The sequence below is a fragment of the Rhizobium sp. BT03 genome (assembly GCF_030053155.1).
Taxonomy (GTDB): Bacteria; Pseudomonadota; Alphaproteobacteria; order Rhizobiales; family Rhizobiaceae; genus Rhizobium.
Window position 1 is genome coordinate 202,380 of record NZ_CP125641.1, and the last position, 16,695, is coordinate 219,074.

Here is a 16,695-nt window from a genome sequence, read left to right on the forward strand (position 1 = left end):
GAGATGAGAGGAGCCAGACATGATGAAGCGCCTATTTTCGGCCCTTCTTGCATTGATTATTCCGGTGCAAGCAGCCGTCTCGCAAGCCGCCGATGAGGCAGGGGCACGCAAAGCCCGCTCCATCGCTCAGCTGCAATCGGAAGGCGTGCCGACGATCGATCATCTGCCGACCGTCGAGCCAGAGAGCCGGAGTACCCGCCGAAATACGAAGGCCGTCGTGCAGCGCACGATCGCGCTTGCGATCGTTGCCGTCAAAGGCGAGACCGGCGACCACGACATGGGGCAGGCTCTCATCCGGCAGTTCGACGCAGCAAGTTTTTTCACCCCGAAAGAAAAGGCGTTCATGGACGATCCCGATCCCTCTGATCAGGACCGGACGAACTTCGCCTGGCGTTACGAAGGCGTGCACGTGATGCTGTGGGCGCTCGGGATTTCGCCGAAGCTCGAACGTCCCGACCATATTTGCGATGTACCGTTCATTGCGAACACGCTCCGCGAACTGGGAACGGACGGGCTGATGCGCCGCGCCAGGCTGCGCCCGCAGAAAGAGCTGCTCGACGCCGCCGACCTGATCTACCGCTATGATTGGGCGGCCGTGAACGCAAGGCTGAAGGGCGAAGAGCCACCCGCCGGATTGGACAAGGGCGTGGTCTACGAATGGCACTACGCCCTCAACTGGCTGATCGGCTACATGGATCAGGACTGGGACGATATTTCCACGGACACGTGATATCGGTTGCCGCCTCTCCCCGGGGCGGAGCAAGCCCACTCAGCCTCGCATAGAGGCGGATGCATGTTTTACAAAATAGCATTATGATCGACGCGACGCCTGGCCGGCGTTGCTTGCGGAGGCGTGATCCGCGCGGGAGCGGGAGGACGGCAGGATTTGGAACGGCTGAAGGATCTGGACAGTGTTTCCCCGCAGGCCGGCAGCGGCTCTGCCTCGCTGCCGCATGAGCGGCGGGGTGTCGTGGCTGCCGCCGTGTATCAGCATGGGCAGCGCATTCGCGATATCAGGATAGAAGAGGCCGGCGAATGGCGCAGCCGGGAGAATGCCGTCGTCTGGATCGGTCTGCACGAGCCGGATGAAGTGCTGCTGCATCAGGTCCAGGCCGAGTTCAATCTCCATGCCTTGGCGATCGAGGACGCGGCACAACCCCACCAGCGCCCGAAGCTGGAGATTTATGGGGACGCAATGTTCATCGTCGCCCGGACCGCCCATATGAAGGATGACGAAATCATCTTCGGCGAAACGCATTTGTTCGTCGGCCGCGGTTACGTCGTCTCGGTTCGTCACGGGGATTCGTCCTCTTATCTGGCGGTGCGGCAGCGATGCGAGGCGACGCCGGCGGCGCTGGCCCACGGCGAGAATTACATTCTCTATTCCATCCTCGATTTCATCGTCGACAATTACATGCCGGTCATCGAGGTCGTGCATGAGGAGGTCGAGAAGCTCGAAGATCTGGTGCTGCGCGAACAGCTGGCAAAGGCCGATATCGAGCGGCTTTACCTCCTGCGCCGCAAGCTTCTGCGGCTGCGCAATGCCGTGGTGCCGCTCGTTGATGTCTGCCGGCGATATGAGCATATCGATCTTCCCGGCATGGATCCGACGCTGCAGTCGCTGTTTCGCGATGTGACCGATCACGTGCGCCGGGTTCAGGAGGATATCGATGCGCTGCGCGAAGTGCTGGCCTTCGCCTTCGAGGCGAGCGTGATGATCGGCCAGACCGAGCAGACGGCGATTGCCCGCAAGCTCGCCGCCTGGGCGGCGATCCTCGCCGTCCCCACCGCGATCGCCGGTATCTACGGGATGAATTTCAGCGATATGCCGGAACTGAAAACCCAGTATGGCTATTTCGTCGTGCTCGGCGTCATCGCCGTGCTGTGTCTCAGTCTGTTCGGCTTCTTCCGCCGGAAAAAGTGGCTTTAGCGGAGCGATTTCAGCAGTCGGTCTCGATGCTGACTGATGTAGTCGATATCGCCGAGATACAGCCGGGCGTCTCCTGCCGCCACGTCTTCCACGAAGGTCTCGTCTCCGGCCGAGGCCCTTGCCTGCATGAAATTGACGAGCGCCTGAAGCCGCCTGCAGATCATCTCCGGGAGTTGGTGCCGCTCTTCTGCCGTCGTGCCATAGGCCGTGCAGAAGATTTCCGCCCGCCGCAGCTGTTCGTCGAGGCTTGATGTCACGCCGGGATGGGAGGGATCGGACAAGGGCGCCCAGCGGTACACCGCATAGGCCAGATCCCACAGGCGCGGGGCGGGATGGGCGGTGTCGAAATCGATGATCCCGACAGCTTCATGCTCTGCCGTGGCGATATTGTAAGGCGCATAATCTCCGTGGCAGATGATCTCGCGCGGTTCCTGCGGCGGCAGCATCCATGTCTGGACCTCGCGATCGGTTGCCAGAAACCCTTCAGATGCCGAATGAAAGTCCCGCAGAAGCCTGGCCGCAGACAGCAGCAACGTCTGTGATCCGACAAATGGATCCGCCAAGTCTTCGCAGACGCGCCCGGCGACGTAGCTGACGATCTCCTGGTTTTCCCCGGTGATGCCGATCGGCTCCGGCGCCGCCGGAAAGCCTCGGCTCCGGAGATGCCGCAAAAACCGGTGCACTGTCGGTGTCCATGCGCCTGATGGTCTGACGACGGTATCGCCGTTGCGCCAGATCTGCCCGGTTCGTCCGCCTTCCAACGGTTTCACGTCATCGCCTCCCACCTGCCGCCCCTTTATGCGGATTTCCGTTTTTCGATATGGGCCTGAACGGTGGCGCCAAGGTTGGTCTCATGGCAGTTTCGGTAGAAGGTCGCCGTATCCGCAGGCATCCCGTCGGGGATGGCGACGAAGTCTTCAAGCCGGAAACCGCTTGAACGGCTGAGCTGCCCATCGGTCAGCTGGCTTTCGTTCAACCGATCAATACGATCGGCAAGGGCTTCGAAATAGGCAAGGTTCGCCTTCACCGTCGAAGGCGAAGATGTCTGGCCATGCGCGGGGATGACCAGCCTCGCATCGAGGTCACGAATCCGCTGCAGCGATGAACGGATCAGGCCAAGGTCTTCGGCACTTTTGCTCCAGACTTCGGGGATAGGGTATTCCACCGCGTCGACGGCCAGGCAGATGCGCAGTTCGGGAATCCAGATGGCGATATGGTCGGGCGTGTGCCCGGGCGTATGGATGAGTTCGAGCGTGAGATCGCCGCCGTTGAGGACCATCGAGCCGGAGAAGGTGATATCGGGGCCGATGAGTTCGACATTCCGAAACCGCGATTCCTGGCTTGTCTTGTCTCTGAGGAGCTGCTGCGCCGAGGGCGCGCGCAAGCGGTCGAGTGCTGCGGCATGCGCGATAATCGCAGCGCGCCCTGCAACGGCGGCATTTCCCCAGAAGTGATCCCAATCCATGTGCGAATTGATGACGATCAGCGGGCGATCCGCAGCCTTTTCTTCAAGCAGATTCAGCGCCATCCGGCATAGCTCGGGCGTGCCGAGCGTATCGATCAGGACGTTGAATCTCTCGGTCCGCACAAACACGGCATCGACTTCGTCCCCTGCCCGAACGATCACGATCCGATCGTCAAGTTCGGGATAGGAGGACAATTCTACCAATACATCCATGTTTGGTTGCCTCTATTGCAAGCGGAGCATTTTCGTCGTGATATACGAGATCTCGATCCGGGGTGAAGCGTAGGAAGCGCTTCAAGACTGCCCGTCCCGTGGTGTGAACGAGAGCCTCCTCCTGCTGTTTTCCGCAATGATCGCCGCTTTAAGCTGCTTGAAGAACGCCTCGGGGATGAAGCCGTAATCGACGCGGCTGGGATCATCGGGCCGTGCGCGCAGATCATAACCAGGCCAGATAAAGCGGTTCAGTTGAGTCAGCCGCAGCCAATGCCGTTCGCCATCCAGGCCAAGTGATTTTGCGATTGCAGCAGGTATCTCAAGCGATGCCGAGCCGTCGGGCTGCGAGTGTGTGATGGGTACGACAACAACTTGGATCGCCGTTGTTTCTTTCACCTTCGCTGCAAGAACGACCGCACAAGGCCTGTCCTTGGACGCTTCGTATTTTCCTTTGTCGTAGTCCTCTTTCCAAAGAAACGAATATCTGATCACCAAGCCTGGTGCGGGTTCGGGAAACTTCACTTCGGCGCAATGCCGTATTGAGCGTTCTCAATGTCCGAAATCGTGTCCTCGTCCAGCTCTCCGACGATGAGAACTTCACGCTCCCTGCGCTTCAGGCTCTTATAGTGTTCAAGCTCGCTTGCGGAAAGATAGCCGCCAATGACCCGCCCATGGCTGGTGACTTCGATAACCTTTTCGCTCAGCGCCTCATCCTGATACCGTGCGAAGCTCCGAGAGAATGTAGTCGCCGGGACTCTCAATATTTGAGCCATTTTCTTCCCTCCGCCAATATGTGTAAAATACGTAAATTACACAATTTGTCAATGTGGCGGTTATGACTGGAATCGTCAGTTCGATTTTGGCTTCTGCCGCACTGGTACAGGCACATCCCAATGGCTCATCACGTCATTCGCCACGGCGGTTGCGCATATCACCATCACGCTGGGTTCTGAGCGGCCGAGCCTCTTCGGCGTCCATTGTGCCCGGAGCGGGACCGCGCATCGGGGAACCAACACCTTCGCGTTCGGTTCCAGCACGTCCCATTGCTGCGGCCCTTTGGCGTTCTCCTGCGCGACGAAGCGCCTCGCCTCCTCGCGGATTTCGAACAGGCCATTCTTGTACTCCGTGGAGCGATCGGTCTCGATGCTCCAGGACGTGAGGCACAGGACGCAGGCCGAAAGGGTTGCGGCGAGGAGTATCGATCGAAGCATGGACGCGCGCTCAACAGCCAACTGACTGACCCTCCCTGGACAACGGAAGACTACCCGGATGCGGCTGGAAGTCTCAAGGTCTCATCGTCTCACGGGAGAGCTATAATGCTCGAACGAAGTGCGCCCTGCCGATCCGGCGCCGATGCGGCCGATGATTTCGTACAGCCGCGAATTGGCCGTGCCGGTGGAACAACAACCGTCAAAGGAAGTTTGCCTGAAAAGCAACTCGAGGCGGCGGCCAATGTCATTTTCTGCGAACGGGGGTGTGTTGAGCACCCCACCCCGGATCTATTACGTCAATCCGCTCCTTCTCCAGGGCATCGCTGCATGGCGCGAGGTTTTCGACCATGCAGCGGATACCGGCTTCGATCATGTGCTGACGGCGCCCCTCTTCGACCGGGGCGGTGAATGCAGCGTGTTTGCCTCCCGGGATTTCGATCGTCTCGATCCTGAATTGTCGCTCGGAAGCGGGGTGGAGGATGGGATGGCGCGCCTGGCGGAGGCTGGCCGCAAGAGCGGCGTCGCCTTGATGATGGACCTGATGCTCGACGGCAAGGCGCGTGATCAGGCGGGCTTTCGTCCCGTCGATCCAAGGCGCTCGCCATTGGATCCGGCGGAGCCGATGACGGCGATGGGGGCAGAACGGCAATCGCAGCTGTTGGCGGAATGGACCGAACGGCTGCAGCGGCTGAGTAGTCTCGGTCTCTCCGGCTACCGGATGCTTGGGATCGATCGCGCCGCACCGACGCTTTTCAAATCGCTGATTGCGGCGGTGCGCGAAAAGACCGAGGCGCGATTCCTCGCCTGGACGCCCGGCACCGATTTTGCGGTGAGGGGCGGGATCAAGGGGACGGGTTTCGACGGCTGCTTTTCGTCGATGGCCTGGTGGGATTTTGACGAGAGATGGTTCATCGACGAGCATCGTGTGCAACAGCCGCTCGGCTGGCAGGTCGCGTTTCCGGAGCCGCCATTCGCTCGGCGTATCGCGCACGGAACCGAGAGCCGCGAGATCCTCGAACGGCGCGCCGTGAGAGCCTTGCGCCTTGCCGCTTCGCTCGGTGGGGGACTGATGGTTCCCATGGGGTTCGAATATGGCGCGGCCACGCCGCTCGATCCGACACATGGGAACAGGTCGGGTCTTCGGGGACTGCGCCACGATTTGTCTTTCGATCTTTCCTCTGAAATCCGCCTTGCGAATAGCGAAATCGGCAGGGTCGAGCATGCGCCTGCCTCTTCGCTGCGCCTGATCCGCAATGCCAATGGACCGGTCTCGGCACTTCTGCAATCCGAGGTGCAGGATCTGCGCAGCGCTGACAACGTGCGCTTCATCCTGCTGAACAGGGACCTTCGGAAAAGCGCGCCGGCGCCGGTGACCGCACTTCGTGAAGCGGCCTCCGGTTTTCTGCCAGTCGCAGCCGACGGCGCGGCTCTGCGTCTGCGGGCAGGGGAGGCGCTGGTCATCGAAGGCAAGGCGCCGGCGCCGATCACCTCCAGGCCCGCCCTGGAGATCGCGCAGGCTGCTGCATCGCCGCGGCTTGCCATCGAAAACATCATGCCGCGCGTCGACGGCGGGCGTTTCCCGGTCAAGCGGGTAGTCGGCGATATCGTCACCGTCGAGGCCGACATATTCGCCGACGGCCACGATCCGATCGCCGCGGTCCTGCTCTGGCGTCCGCTCGATGCCATGGCGGACTGGAACGAGACGGAGATGCATCTGATCGAAAACGACCGCTGGCGCGCCGAATTTCTGCTGGAGCGCACCGGACGTTACGAGTTCGCGGTCGAGGCGTGGAAAAACCCGTTTGCGATCTTCAGCTACGAGCTGACCAAGAAGAACGACGCCCGGCTGGACCTGAAGCTGGAGCTGCAGGAAGGGTTGAACCTCGCCCGTTCGGCAAAGGCTGCCGCGCCTGCGGCGCTGGGCGCCGATCTGGAAGCTCTGGTCGACCGCCTCGAACACGCGTCGGATGCCGAGCGCACGGCGATCCTGCTCGATCCCAGGACATCGGAGCTGATGAACAAGGCCGACAGGCGGCCGTTCCGGCTTCGCTCCACGGCAAGTGCCGTCGATGCCGAACGCAAGGCAGCGGCCTTTGCCAGCTGGTACCAGATTTTCCCGCGCTCGCAGAGCGGTGATCCGGACCGGCACGGCACGTTCGACGACGTGATCGCAAGATTGCCCGCCATCCGCGACATGGGCTTCGACGTGCTCTATTTCCCGCCGATTCATCCGATCGGTTCGACCAACCGGAAAGGCCGCAACAACAGCCTGAAAGCCGGGCCTGATGATCCGGGAAGCCCCTATGCGATCGGCTCCGAGGAGGGCGGTCACGATGCCATCCATCCCGAGCTCGGCGAATTCGAGGATTTCCGGCGTCTGGTCGAGGCGGCAAGCCGGCATGGGCTGGAGATCGCCCTCGATCTCGCCATCCAGGCGTCGCCGGATCACCCCTGGCTGAAGGAACATCCCGGCTGGTTCGACTGGCGTCCCGACGGCACGATCAAATATGCGGAAAACCCGCCGAAGAAATACGAGGACATCGTCAATGTCGATTTCTACACGAAAGACGCGCTGCCCTCGCTATGGGTGGAGCTGAGGGATATCGTCCAGCTATGGGTCGACCAGGGCGTCAAGCTGTTTCGCGTCGACAATCCGCACACCAAGCCCTTTCCGTTCTGGGAGTGGCTGATCGGCGATATCAGGGCGCGTCATCCCGATGTGGTCTTCCTGTCGGAAGCCTTCACCAAGCCCAAGGTGATGTACCGGCTGGCGAAGATCGGTTTTTCCCAATCCTATACCTATTTCACCTGGCGCAATGCCAAATGGGAGCTCGAGCAATATATGCGCGAGCTGACGGAGACGGAGGCGAAGGAATTCTTCCGCCCGCATTTCTTCGTCAACACCCATGATATCAATCCGGATTTCCTCCAGAACGCGCCGCGCCCGGCCTTCCTGATCCGCGCAGCCCTTGCCGCTACCCTTTCGGGCCTGTGGGGCGTCTATAATGGTTTCGAACTCTGCGAGGGGCGACCAGATGCCAAGCGCAAAGAATATGCCGACAGCGAGAAGTACGAGATTCGGGCCTGGGACTACGATCGGCCGGGCAATATCATCGCCGAAATCAGGATGCTCAACCGCATCCGGACTGAAAATACCGCGCTGCATTCACATCTCGGGCTGACGCTGCTGAATGCACGAAATGGCAATATCCTGTTCTTCGAGAAGGCAAGCAAGGCGCGTGACAACGTCCTGCTGATCGCCATCAGTCTCGATCCCCACAACTTCCAGCAAAGCGATGTCGAGCTGCCGCTCTGGCAGTGGTCGCTCGGGGATGGCGGCACGCTGGATGCCGAAGATCTGATCGGCGGGCATCGTTTCAACTGGACCGGCAAATGGCAGAGCATCGGGCTCAATCCCCACGTCCTGCCCTATGCGCTCTGGCGTATTCGCTCAAGGGAGGCATGAATGGACACGATGAATGCCGATGGCTCGCACCAGCCGCTGCTGTGGTACAAGGATGCGATCATCTACCAGTTGCATATCAAATCGTTCTACGACGCCAATGGCGACGGCGTCGGCGACTTTGCCGGTCTGCACGCCAAGCTCGATCATATCGCGGCGCTCGGCGTCAACGCCATCTGGCTGCTGCCTTTCTTTCCCTCGCCGCGCCGTGACGACGGCTATGACATTGCCGACTATGGCAATGTCAGCCCGGATTACGGGACGGTGGAGGATTTCCGCGCCTTTGTCGACGCCGCCCACCAGCGCAATATCCGCGTCATCATCGAGCTCGTCATCAACCACACTTCCGACCAGCATCCCTGGTTCCAGAGGGCGCGCCAGGCGCCGGCGGGATCGCCGGAGCGGGATTTCTATGTCTGGTCGGATACCGATCAGAAGTTCCCGGAAACGCGCATCATCTTTCTCGACACGGAGAAATCCAACTGGACATGGGATGCGGTGGCCGGCGCCTATTACTGGCATCGCTTCTATTCGCACCAGCCGGACCTCAACTTCGACAGCCCGCTCGTCATGGAGGAACTGCTGAAGGTGATGCGCTTCTGGCTGGAAACCGGCATCGACGGTTTCCGTCTCGACGCGATCCCCTATCTCGTCGAGCGCGAGGGAACAATCAACGAGAACCTTTCCGAGACCCATGCCATCCTCAGGCGCATCCGCGCCGCCCTCGATGCCACCCATCCCGGCGTCATGCTGCTGGCCGAGGCCAATCAATGGCCGGAGGATACGCGTGAATATTTCGGCGACGGCGACGAATGCCATATGGCCTTCCACTTCCCGCTGATGCCGCGCATGTACATGGCGATCGCCAAGGAGGACCGGTTCCCGATCACCGACATCCTGCGCCAGACGCCTGAAATTCCCGAGAATTGCCAATGGGCGATCTTCCTGCGCAATCACGACGAACTGACGCTGGAAATGGTGACCGACGCCGAGCGAGACTATCTCTGGGAGACCTATGCCTCCGACAAACGCGCCCGCATCAATCTCGGCATCCGGCGGCGGCTGGCGCCGCTGATGGAGCGCGACCGCCGGCGCATCGAGCTGATGAACGCGCTTCTTCTGTCGATGCCGGGAACGCCCGTCATCTATTACGGCGACGAGATCGGCATGGGCGACAACATCTATCTCGGCGATCGGGACGGGGTGCGCACACCGATGCAATGGTCGCCGGACCGCAACGGCGGATTCTCCCGCACCGATCCGGCGCGTCTCGTCCTGCCGCCGATTGCCGATCCGCTCTACGGCTTCGAGGCCGTCAACGTCGAGGCGCAGAGCACGGATGCGCATTCGCTTCTCAACTGGACGCGCAAGATGCTGGCGCTGCGCGGCCGGCATCCGGCCTTCGGGCGCGGCTCGCTGCGTTTCCTCTCGCCTGAAAACCGCAAGATCCTCGCTTATCTCAGGGAATATCAAGGCGAGACGCTGATGTGCGTCGCCAATCTCTCGCGGCTGCCGCAGGCCGTCGAGCTCGACCTCTCGGCCTTCGAGGGCCGCGTGCCGATCGAGCTGACCGGCATGTCGCCCTTTCCGCCGATCGGGCAGCTCACCTATCTCCTGACGATGCCGCCCTACGGTTTCTTCTGGTTCCAGCTGGAGGCCGATGCCGATCCGCCGGCATGGCGCACGGCGCCGCCCGAACAGTTGCCCGACCTCGTGACGATGGTCATGCGCCGCGGCCTGCTCGATCTCGTCGACGAACCCGCGCATATGCGCGTCCTCAGCAACGAAATCCTGCCCGCCTATCTCGCGAGACGGCGGTGGTTCGGGGCAAAAGACCAGCCGCTGCAGGCGGCGCGGCTGATCTCGGCGACGCCGATCCCCTATGCCGACGGTGTCGTTCTCGGCGAATTGGAGGTGGTGCTGCCTGACCATACCGAATCCTATCAGCTGCCTCTGACGGTCGCCTGGGACGATGCGCAGCCTTCGGCGCTGACCCAGCAGCTTGCGCTCGGGCGGGTTCGCCAGGGCAGGCGGGTCGGCTTCCTGACGGATGGATTTGCCGTGGAGCCGATGGCGCGCGGCATCCTGCGCGGACTTGCCGACCGTTCGCGCATCACCGGGCGCACCGGTACGCTGGAATTTCTCGGCACTGAGCGGCTCGACCGGCTTGATGTCAGCGACGACATGCCGGTCCACTGGCTGTCGGCCGAGCAATCCAACAGTTCGCTGATCGTCGGCGACGTCGCCATGATCAAGCTGATCCGGCACATCTTCCCCGGCATCCACCCCGAGGTGGAGATGACCCGGTTTCTGACTCGCGCCGGCTACGACCATACCGCGCCGCTGCTCGGCGAAGTCGCGCATACCGATTCCAGCGGGCGCCGCTCGACCTTGATCATCGTCCAGGGCGCGATCCGCAACCAGGGCGACGCGTGGAACTGGATGCTCAACAATCTGCGCCGCGCCGCCGACGAGCTCGTACTGGCCGATCCGGCGGTCGAACCCGGCGACGACGTCTTCCGGTCGCTGATCAGTTTCGTCGCGATGGTCGGTATGCGATTGGGCGAATTGCATGTGGTACTCGCCGGGGAGAGCGCGGATGTGGCTTTCAGCCCTGTCGTTGCCGGCGACGATGAGGTGGAGGCAATCAGGAGGGCCGTGGCGGGCGAGGTCGCCTTTGCCATGTCGAAGCTTGCCGAACGCGAGGAGAATGCCGATCCCGCTGTCGATCTGCTCGCCGCTCCACTTGTCGAGCGCCGCGCCGAACTAGTCGAGCTGGCCGGGCGGCTGGCGGAAAGCGCCCGCGGCACGCTGATGACGCGCACGCATGGCGATTTCCATCTCGGCCAGATCCTGGTCAGCGAGGGCGATGCCGTCATCATCGACTTCGAAGGCGAGCCGGCGAAAAATCTGGCCGAGCGCCGCGCCAAGACGGTTCCGCTGCGTGATGTCGCCGGGCTGTTGCGGTCGCTGAGCTACCTCGTCGCCACCGCCCAGCTCGACAATGACGCGGTCACCGAACATGAGAACGAGGTGCGCCGCGAGGCCATCGCCCGTTTCGGGCGCAATGCCGAGGCGGCCTTCCTCGATGCCTATTGGCAGGCGGTTTCGGCCTCCAGGGAACTCGCCATGCCGGCCGATCAACGCAGGCGGGTTCTCGACGCCTTTCTTCTCGAAAAGGCTGCCTATGAAATCGCCTACGAAGCCCGCAACAGGCCGAAGTGGCTGCCGATCCCGCTCGCCGGTCTTACCGAAATCGTATCGCGCTTAGCGGGGGTCAATGCATGAATGTCGAACGTTCGGAACTTCTCTCAGGCATCGGACACGATGCGCTCTGGGCCCTGATCGAAGGGCGCCATGGCGATCCCTTCTCGATCCTCGGTCCGCATGAGGCCGGCGGCATGACGGTCGTGCGCGTGTACCTGCCCGGCGCCGACGGGGTCGATCTCATCGAGGCGGCGAGCGGCAGGGTGGTGACGCCTTTCAGCATCGCTCACCCTTCCGGCCTGTTTGCGGCGGCGACGGCTTCGAGCATGGGATACCGGCTGCGGATCCACTGGCCGGATGGCGAGCAAGTCATCGAGGATCCCTATAGTTTCGGCCTGCTGCTCGGAGAGCTCGACCTTCACCTGATATCGGAAGGCACCCATTACAGCCTGAGCCGGACGCTCGGCGCGGTGGCGATGTCGGTGGACGGTGTTCCGGGCGTTCGTTTCGCCGTCTGGGCGCCGAATGCGCGCCGCGTCTCGGTGGTCGGCGATTTCAATGCCTGGGACGGGCGGCGGAACCCGATGCGGCTGAGGCCATCGGCGGGCGTCTGGGAGCTGTTCGTTCCCCGGCTGGCGCCCGGCGAACGATATAAATTCGAAATCGTCGACGCGCATGGGACCTGCCTGCCGCAGAAGGCCGATCCGGTTGCGCGCGCCAGCGAAGCCGCCCCGTCCACCGCCTCGATCGTCGCCTCGTCGACACCATTTCGCTGGACCGACGATGCCTGGATGAGAGGCCGGTCCCGGCAGGAAAGGCTGGAGGGCGCGGTGTCCGTCTATGAGGTGCATGCCGGCTCCTGGCTGCGCGATCAGAAGGACGGCAACCGGTCGCTCGATTGGGTCGAGCTCAGCCAGCGGCTCGTTCCCTATGCACGCGAGATGGGATTCACCCATATCGAGCTGCTGCCGATCATGGAGCATCCCTTCGGCGGTTCCTGGGGCTACCAGCCGCTCGGCCTCTTCGCCCCGACCGGCCGCTACGGCACGCCCGAGGATTTCGCCTATTTCGTCGACCGCTGCCACGGCGCCGGCATCGGCGTCATCCTCGATTGGGTGCCGGCTCATTTCCCGACCGATGTCTGGGGGCTTGCCCGCTTCGACGGCAGCCCGCTTTACGAGCATCAGGACCCGCGCGAAGGCTTTCACCGCGACTGGAACACGCTGATCTACAATCTCGGCCGCAACGAGGTGAAGGGCTTCCTGATCGCCAGCGCGCTCGAATGGCTCGAGCGCTACCATGTCGACGGGCTGCGCGTCGATGCCGTCGCCTCGATGCTCTATCGCGATTACAGCCGCAACGAGGGGGACTGGATTCCCAATCGATATGGCGGCCGCGAGAACCTGGAAGCGGTGGAATTCTTCAAGCACCTGAACAGCATCATCCACGAGCGCTGCCCGCATGCGATTGTTATCGCCGAGGAATCGACAGCCTGGCCCGGTGTCACCAAGCCGCCTGAAGAGGGCGGGCTCGGCTTCGACATCAAATGGAACATGGGCTGGATGCATGACAGCCTGAGCTATATCGAGAAGGACCCAGTCTATCGCAGCTATCACCACGGCACGATGACCTTCGGCATGATCTATGCCTATTCCGAGCGTTTCATGCTGCCGATTTCCCATGACGAGGTGGTCTACGGCAAAGGCTCGCTGCTGACGAAGATGCCGGGCGACGAATGGCAGAAATTCGCCAATCTGCGCAGCTATCTCGCCTTCATGTGGGGCCATCCCGGCAAGAAACTGCTGTTCATGGGAAGCGAAGTCGCCCAGCCGGGCGAATGGAACCATGACGCTTCGGTGAGTTGGGACGTGCTGGACCGGCCAGCGCATATCGGCATTCAGCGCCTGGTGAAGGACCTGAACGCGTTTTACAGCGGCGAGCCGGCTTTGCAGTTCGGCGATTTTCATCCTGAGGGCTTCGAATGGGCGGCTGCCGATGACGCCGTCAATTCCGTTCTCGGCATGCTGCGTTATGCCCCTGACCGCTCTTCCTCCGTCCTCGTCGTCTCGAATTTCACGCCGGTGCCGCGTTACGGCTACAGGGTCGGCGTGCCCGATGATGGCGTGTGGATCGAGCGGATAACGACAGATGCCCGCGAATATGGCGGCTCCGGCCTCGTCAACGGCGCCGTGTCGAGCGAACCCATCCCCGCCCATGGCAGGCCGGTCTCCTTGTCGCTGACACTGCCGCCGCTGGCGACGGTCTTCTTCAAGGGACCGTCGCCCTGACGGGCTTCATTCGGCGTGCGGAGCCGGATGAATGAAAGGCCAGGGGCTTGCCTCGGATCCTTTTTCGATTGGAACCTCGATAAGCACGGGTTGATCGAGAGAAAGGGCTTTCTCGATCGTCTCTTTGAGTTCGCTGGGGCTCGTCACTCTGAATGACCGGACGCCGAAGCTTTCCCCGAGGGCGACAAAATCCGGATTGGTCAGGTCCGAGCCAAAGTACCGGCCTTGATACGCCTGCTTCTGGTCGCGCAGCACGTTGCCATAGGCCGAATTGTTGAAGACGATGGCGACGACATTGATCTTGTGCTGGACGGCGGTGGCAAGCTCCTGAACGCCGAACATGAAGCCGCCATCGCCGGAAACGGAAACAACCGCTTTGTCGGGATTGGCGACCTTCACGCCCAAAGCCGTGTTGAAGCCGAAACCCAGATTGTCCTGATAACCGCATGTCACATACTGACGCGGGCCGTAGACCGGGAAGGCAAAGCGGGCAGTGAAGCCCATCTGGCTGACCTCCTCGACGAAGAAGCCGTCTCTTGGCAGAGCCTCGCGAATGGCATCGAGATAAGCGAGCTGCGGCTGGACTTCAGAGAAACGAGATCTGGCCTCTTTGTTGAGCTCGACAAATTCGCGGGTGCGATCCTCGTGGCTGGCGCCTGCCAGGGCATCGATCAGCGCCTGCGTTCCGGCCTTGGCATCGGCGACGATGCCGACACTAGGCTTGAGGCGGACCATCTCGGTCGGATCGATATCGATGCGGATCACCTTGAGACCCTTGGGAAGCCACTTCCATCGCATGAACTGCAATTCGAGCCGGCTGCCGATGCCGATCAGCACGTCGACCTTCTTCCAGTATTCATAAGCGGCGACGAAATTCAGGTAGTTCGGATGATCGTCGGCGACGATGCCTTTGCCGGAACGATGGGAGGTGACGGGCGACTGCAGCAATTCCGCGAGAGCGGCGATCTCGGCGCCGGCATCCGCGGCACCGCCACCGACCATGATCATCGGATTTCTGGCACCGGATATCAGTGCCGCTGCGGCAGCGATCTGATCGGAGTTGACAGCCGGGTGAGGGGCTCGCGAGCCGACGGGAAGACCGACTTCGGGGCCGGATTGGCCAAACACGTCCCATGGGGCTTCGACCGCTCCCGGACCCTGGCGGCCGGAGAGCATCTTGCCGATGACCTCCGCCATGACGGGACCGGCCTCGGACGGATGATTGATGCGTTCCGCCGTCTTGGTTAGCCCACGCATCGTCGCCAGTTGATCGGGCAATTCGTGCAACTGCCCTCTGCCTTGCCCGATCAGGTGGGACATGATGTTGCCGGTGATGCAAAGTATCGGCGCGTTGGCGCCGTAAGCGGTGCAAAGTGCGGCACCGGAATTGAGAACACCGGGGCCGGGGACAACGGTATAGGCACCAATCCGGCCGGTGGACTTGGCATAGCCGTAGGCCATGTAGCCGGCGCCCTGTTCATGCCTTGTGTGAATGAAGCGAAGCTTGTCACTGGCGCCGTAAAGGGCATCGTTGAAATCATACATGTGGGCGCCTGGGATGCCGAACACCGTGTCGATCCCATGGGCGACGAGCGAACGGGTCATCGCCTGGCCGGTCGTTTCCTTCTCACTCATTTCAAGCAACCTTCAGCGCGAAGTGCAGCGACGATGGCGCCGGCATCGGCCGGCTGCATTCCGGCAAGGTTCATACGGCCGGAGTCAGCCATGTAGATGCCGTGCTTGGCTCTAAGGGCTGCTGCCGTTTCCTTGGACATGGAGAGATTGGAGAACAGGCCGCGTTGCCGGCTGATGAAGGCGAGATCGGGCGCAGCGGCGGCGAGTGCCGCACGGTTGCCGTTGACGCGCTCGCACATCTCTTCGAGTTCGGCGCGCCACATTGCCGACATTTCGGGGCTTTCGAGAATGGTCCTGACGATCGCGGCGCCATGATCGGGCGGCATCGACCAGTTCACGCGGGCAAGTGCGGCCATATTGCTCTCGGCCTTGCCGATGTCGCCGGCATTGCGGGTCATGACGTAGAGCGCGCCGACACGCTCGCGATAGAGACCGAAATTCTTGTCGCAGGAATAGGCGATCAGCGCCTCGTCGACCGCATCGAGGATCATCCGCGTCGGTGCGGCGTCCTGTTCGAGACCGTCGCCGAGCCCTTGATAGGCAAGATCGATGAAGGGCACGAGCCTGTGCGCAACGAGCAGTTCGGCAATCCGCCGCCACTCTTCCATGGTGAAATCGATGCCGGTCGGGTTGTGGCAGCAGCCGTGAAGGAGCACGACATCGCCTTCATTGGCGGAAGACAGCGCCTCGACCACGCTTTCGAATTTCACCTGCTGCGAGGCGAGATCGACGAAGGGATATTCTTTTGCGGCGAGGCGCGCCGAACCGAAGATCGGGGCGTGGTTCGGCCAGCTCGGTGTGCCCAGCAAAACCTTCGCCGATGGCTTTGCCGTCTGAATGAGTTCCGCGCCGAGACGCAGCGCGCCGCTGCCGCCCGGCGTCTGGATGCCGACAAGACGCTCACCGAAGGCCGGGGATTGCCCGAAAATGATCGGCTGCAGCAGGCGGACGAAGTGCAGATCGCCTTCCGGACCGAGATACTTTTTGCTGTCCTGCGTCTCCAGAAGAAATTGCTCCGCCGCCTTCACGGCCCGCATGACCGGCGTGCGGCCCATGGCGTCACGATAGACGCCGACGCCGAGGTCGATCTTTCCGGCGCGTTGGTCGGCCTGGAAGGCCTTGATGAGGGCAAGCAGGCTATCGGCCGGCCGGCTATTCAGTTCTTCAAACACAGGTCCACCTCCGTTTATCCATGGCTGGAGATTAACTGAAGTTTCGCGGCGAATTTCTGCGATTGTCTGCCTGTTTCAGTGTATCCATGCAGACATTCTGCGTTAGACGGC

At 61.8% G+C, this 16,695-nt stretch carries 12 protein-coding genes; 5 read left to right on the plus strand and 7 right to left on the minus strand.

Going from position 1 to position 16,695, the window contains the following annotated elements:
- The first annotated feature begins 19 nt into the window (after positions 1-19).
- Positions 20-730 carry a DUF4272 domain-containing protein gene (locus tag QMO80_RS22785; RefSeq protein WP_283200683.1) on the plus strand — a complete coding sequence of 237 codons (711 nt, stop codon included), beginning with the start codon at positions 20-22 and terminating at the stop codon, positions 728-730.
- 156 nt (positions 731-886) lie between these two features.
- Positions 887-1,930: a magnesium and cobalt transport protein CorA gene (locus QMO80_RS22790; protein WP_283200684.1), complete on the plus strand. Its 1,044-nt coding sequence runs from the start codon at positions 887-889 to the stop codon at positions 1,928-1,930.
- Here the strand turns inward: QMO80_RS22790 and QMO80_RS22795 are convergent.
- From QMO80_RS22795 to QMO80_RS22815, 5 genes are all read right to left on the minus strand, one after another.
- The gene (locus QMO80_RS22795; RefSeq protein WP_283200685.1) at positions 1,927-2,700 is read right to left on the minus strand and encodes a phosphotransferase enzyme family protein; all 774 of its coding nucleotides are present in this window, start codon (positions 2,698-2,700) and stop codon (positions 1,927-1,929) included. The genes QMO80_RS22790 and QMO80_RS22795 overlap by 4 nt on opposite strands.
- A gap of 26 nt (positions 2,701-2,726) precedes the next feature.
- The gene (locus tag QMO80_RS22800; protein WP_283200686.1) at positions 2,727-3,608 is read right to left on the minus strand and encodes an MBL fold metallo-hydrolase; all 882 of its coding nucleotides are present in this window, start codon (positions 3,606-3,608) and stop codon (positions 2,727-2,729) included.
- A gap of 81 nt (positions 3,609-3,689) precedes the next feature.
- Positions 3,690-4,130 carry a hypothetical protein gene (locus QMO80_RS22805; RefSeq protein WP_283200687.1) on the minus strand — a complete coding sequence of 147 codons (441 nt, stop codon included), beginning with the start codon at positions 4,128-4,130 and terminating at the stop codon, positions 3,690-3,692.
- Complete coding sequence (locus QMO80_RS22810; RefSeq protein ID WP_283200688.1) at positions 4,127-4,381, minus strand: hypothetical protein; 255 nt, start codon at positions 4,379-4,381, stop codon at positions 4,127-4,129. Before QMO80_RS22810 ends, QMO80_RS22805 begins: the two co-directional genes overlap by 4 nt.
- 75 nt (positions 4,382-4,456) lie before the next feature.
- Positions 4,457-4,819, minus strand: a complete 363-nt coding sequence (locus tag QMO80_RS22815; RefSeq protein ID WP_283200780.1) for a hypothetical protein — start codon at positions 4,817-4,819, stop codon at positions 4,457-4,459.
- Between the two features lie 241 nt (positions 4,820-5,060).
- On the opposite strand from QMO80_RS22815, the gene QMO80_RS22820 reads away from it, so the two are divergent.
- From QMO80_RS22820 to glgB, 3 genes are read left to right on the plus strand one after another with little or no spacing between them, the layout of a single operon-like run.
- Entirely contained in the window at positions 5,061-8,285 is a 3,225-nt protein-coding gene (locus QMO80_RS22820; RefSeq protein ID WP_283200689.1) for an alpha-1,4-glucan--maltose-1-phosphate maltosyltransferase, read from the plus strand.
- Positions 8,286-11,570 carry a maltose alpha-D-glucosyltransferase gene (gene treS / locus QMO80_RS22825; RefSeq protein WP_283200690.1) on the plus strand — a complete coding sequence of 1,095 codons (3,285 nt, stop codon included), beginning with the start codon at positions 8,286-8,288 and terminating at the stop codon, positions 11,568-11,570.
- Positions 11,567-13,777 (plus strand): 1,4-alpha-glucan branching protein GlgB, encoded by a 2,211-nt coding sequence (gene glgB / locus QMO80_RS22830; protein ID WP_283200691.1) that lies wholly within the window; start codon positions 11,567-11,569, stop codon positions 13,775-13,777. Before treS ends, glgB begins: the two co-directional genes overlap by 4 nt.
- Positions 13,778-13,783: 6 nt before the next feature.
- Here glgB and QMO80_RS22835 read toward each other — a convergent pair whose 3' ends face one another.
- Together QMO80_RS22835 and QMO80_RS22840 are read right to left on the minus strand one after the other, a co-directional pair.
- Complete coding sequence (locus QMO80_RS22835; RefSeq protein WP_283200692.1) at positions 13,784-15,412, minus strand: thiamine pyrophosphate-dependent enzyme; 1,629 nt, start codon at positions 15,410-15,412, stop codon at positions 13,784-13,786.
- Positions 15,409-16,584 carry an amino acid aminotransferase gene (locus tag QMO80_RS22840; RefSeq protein ID WP_283200693.1) on the minus strand — a complete coding sequence of 392 codons (1,176 nt, stop codon included), beginning with the start codon at positions 16,582-16,584 and terminating at the stop codon, positions 15,409-15,411. The genes QMO80_RS22835 and QMO80_RS22840 overlap by 4 nt, the downstream gene beginning before the upstream one ends.
- Positions 16,585-16,695 lie beyond the last annotated feature (111 nt).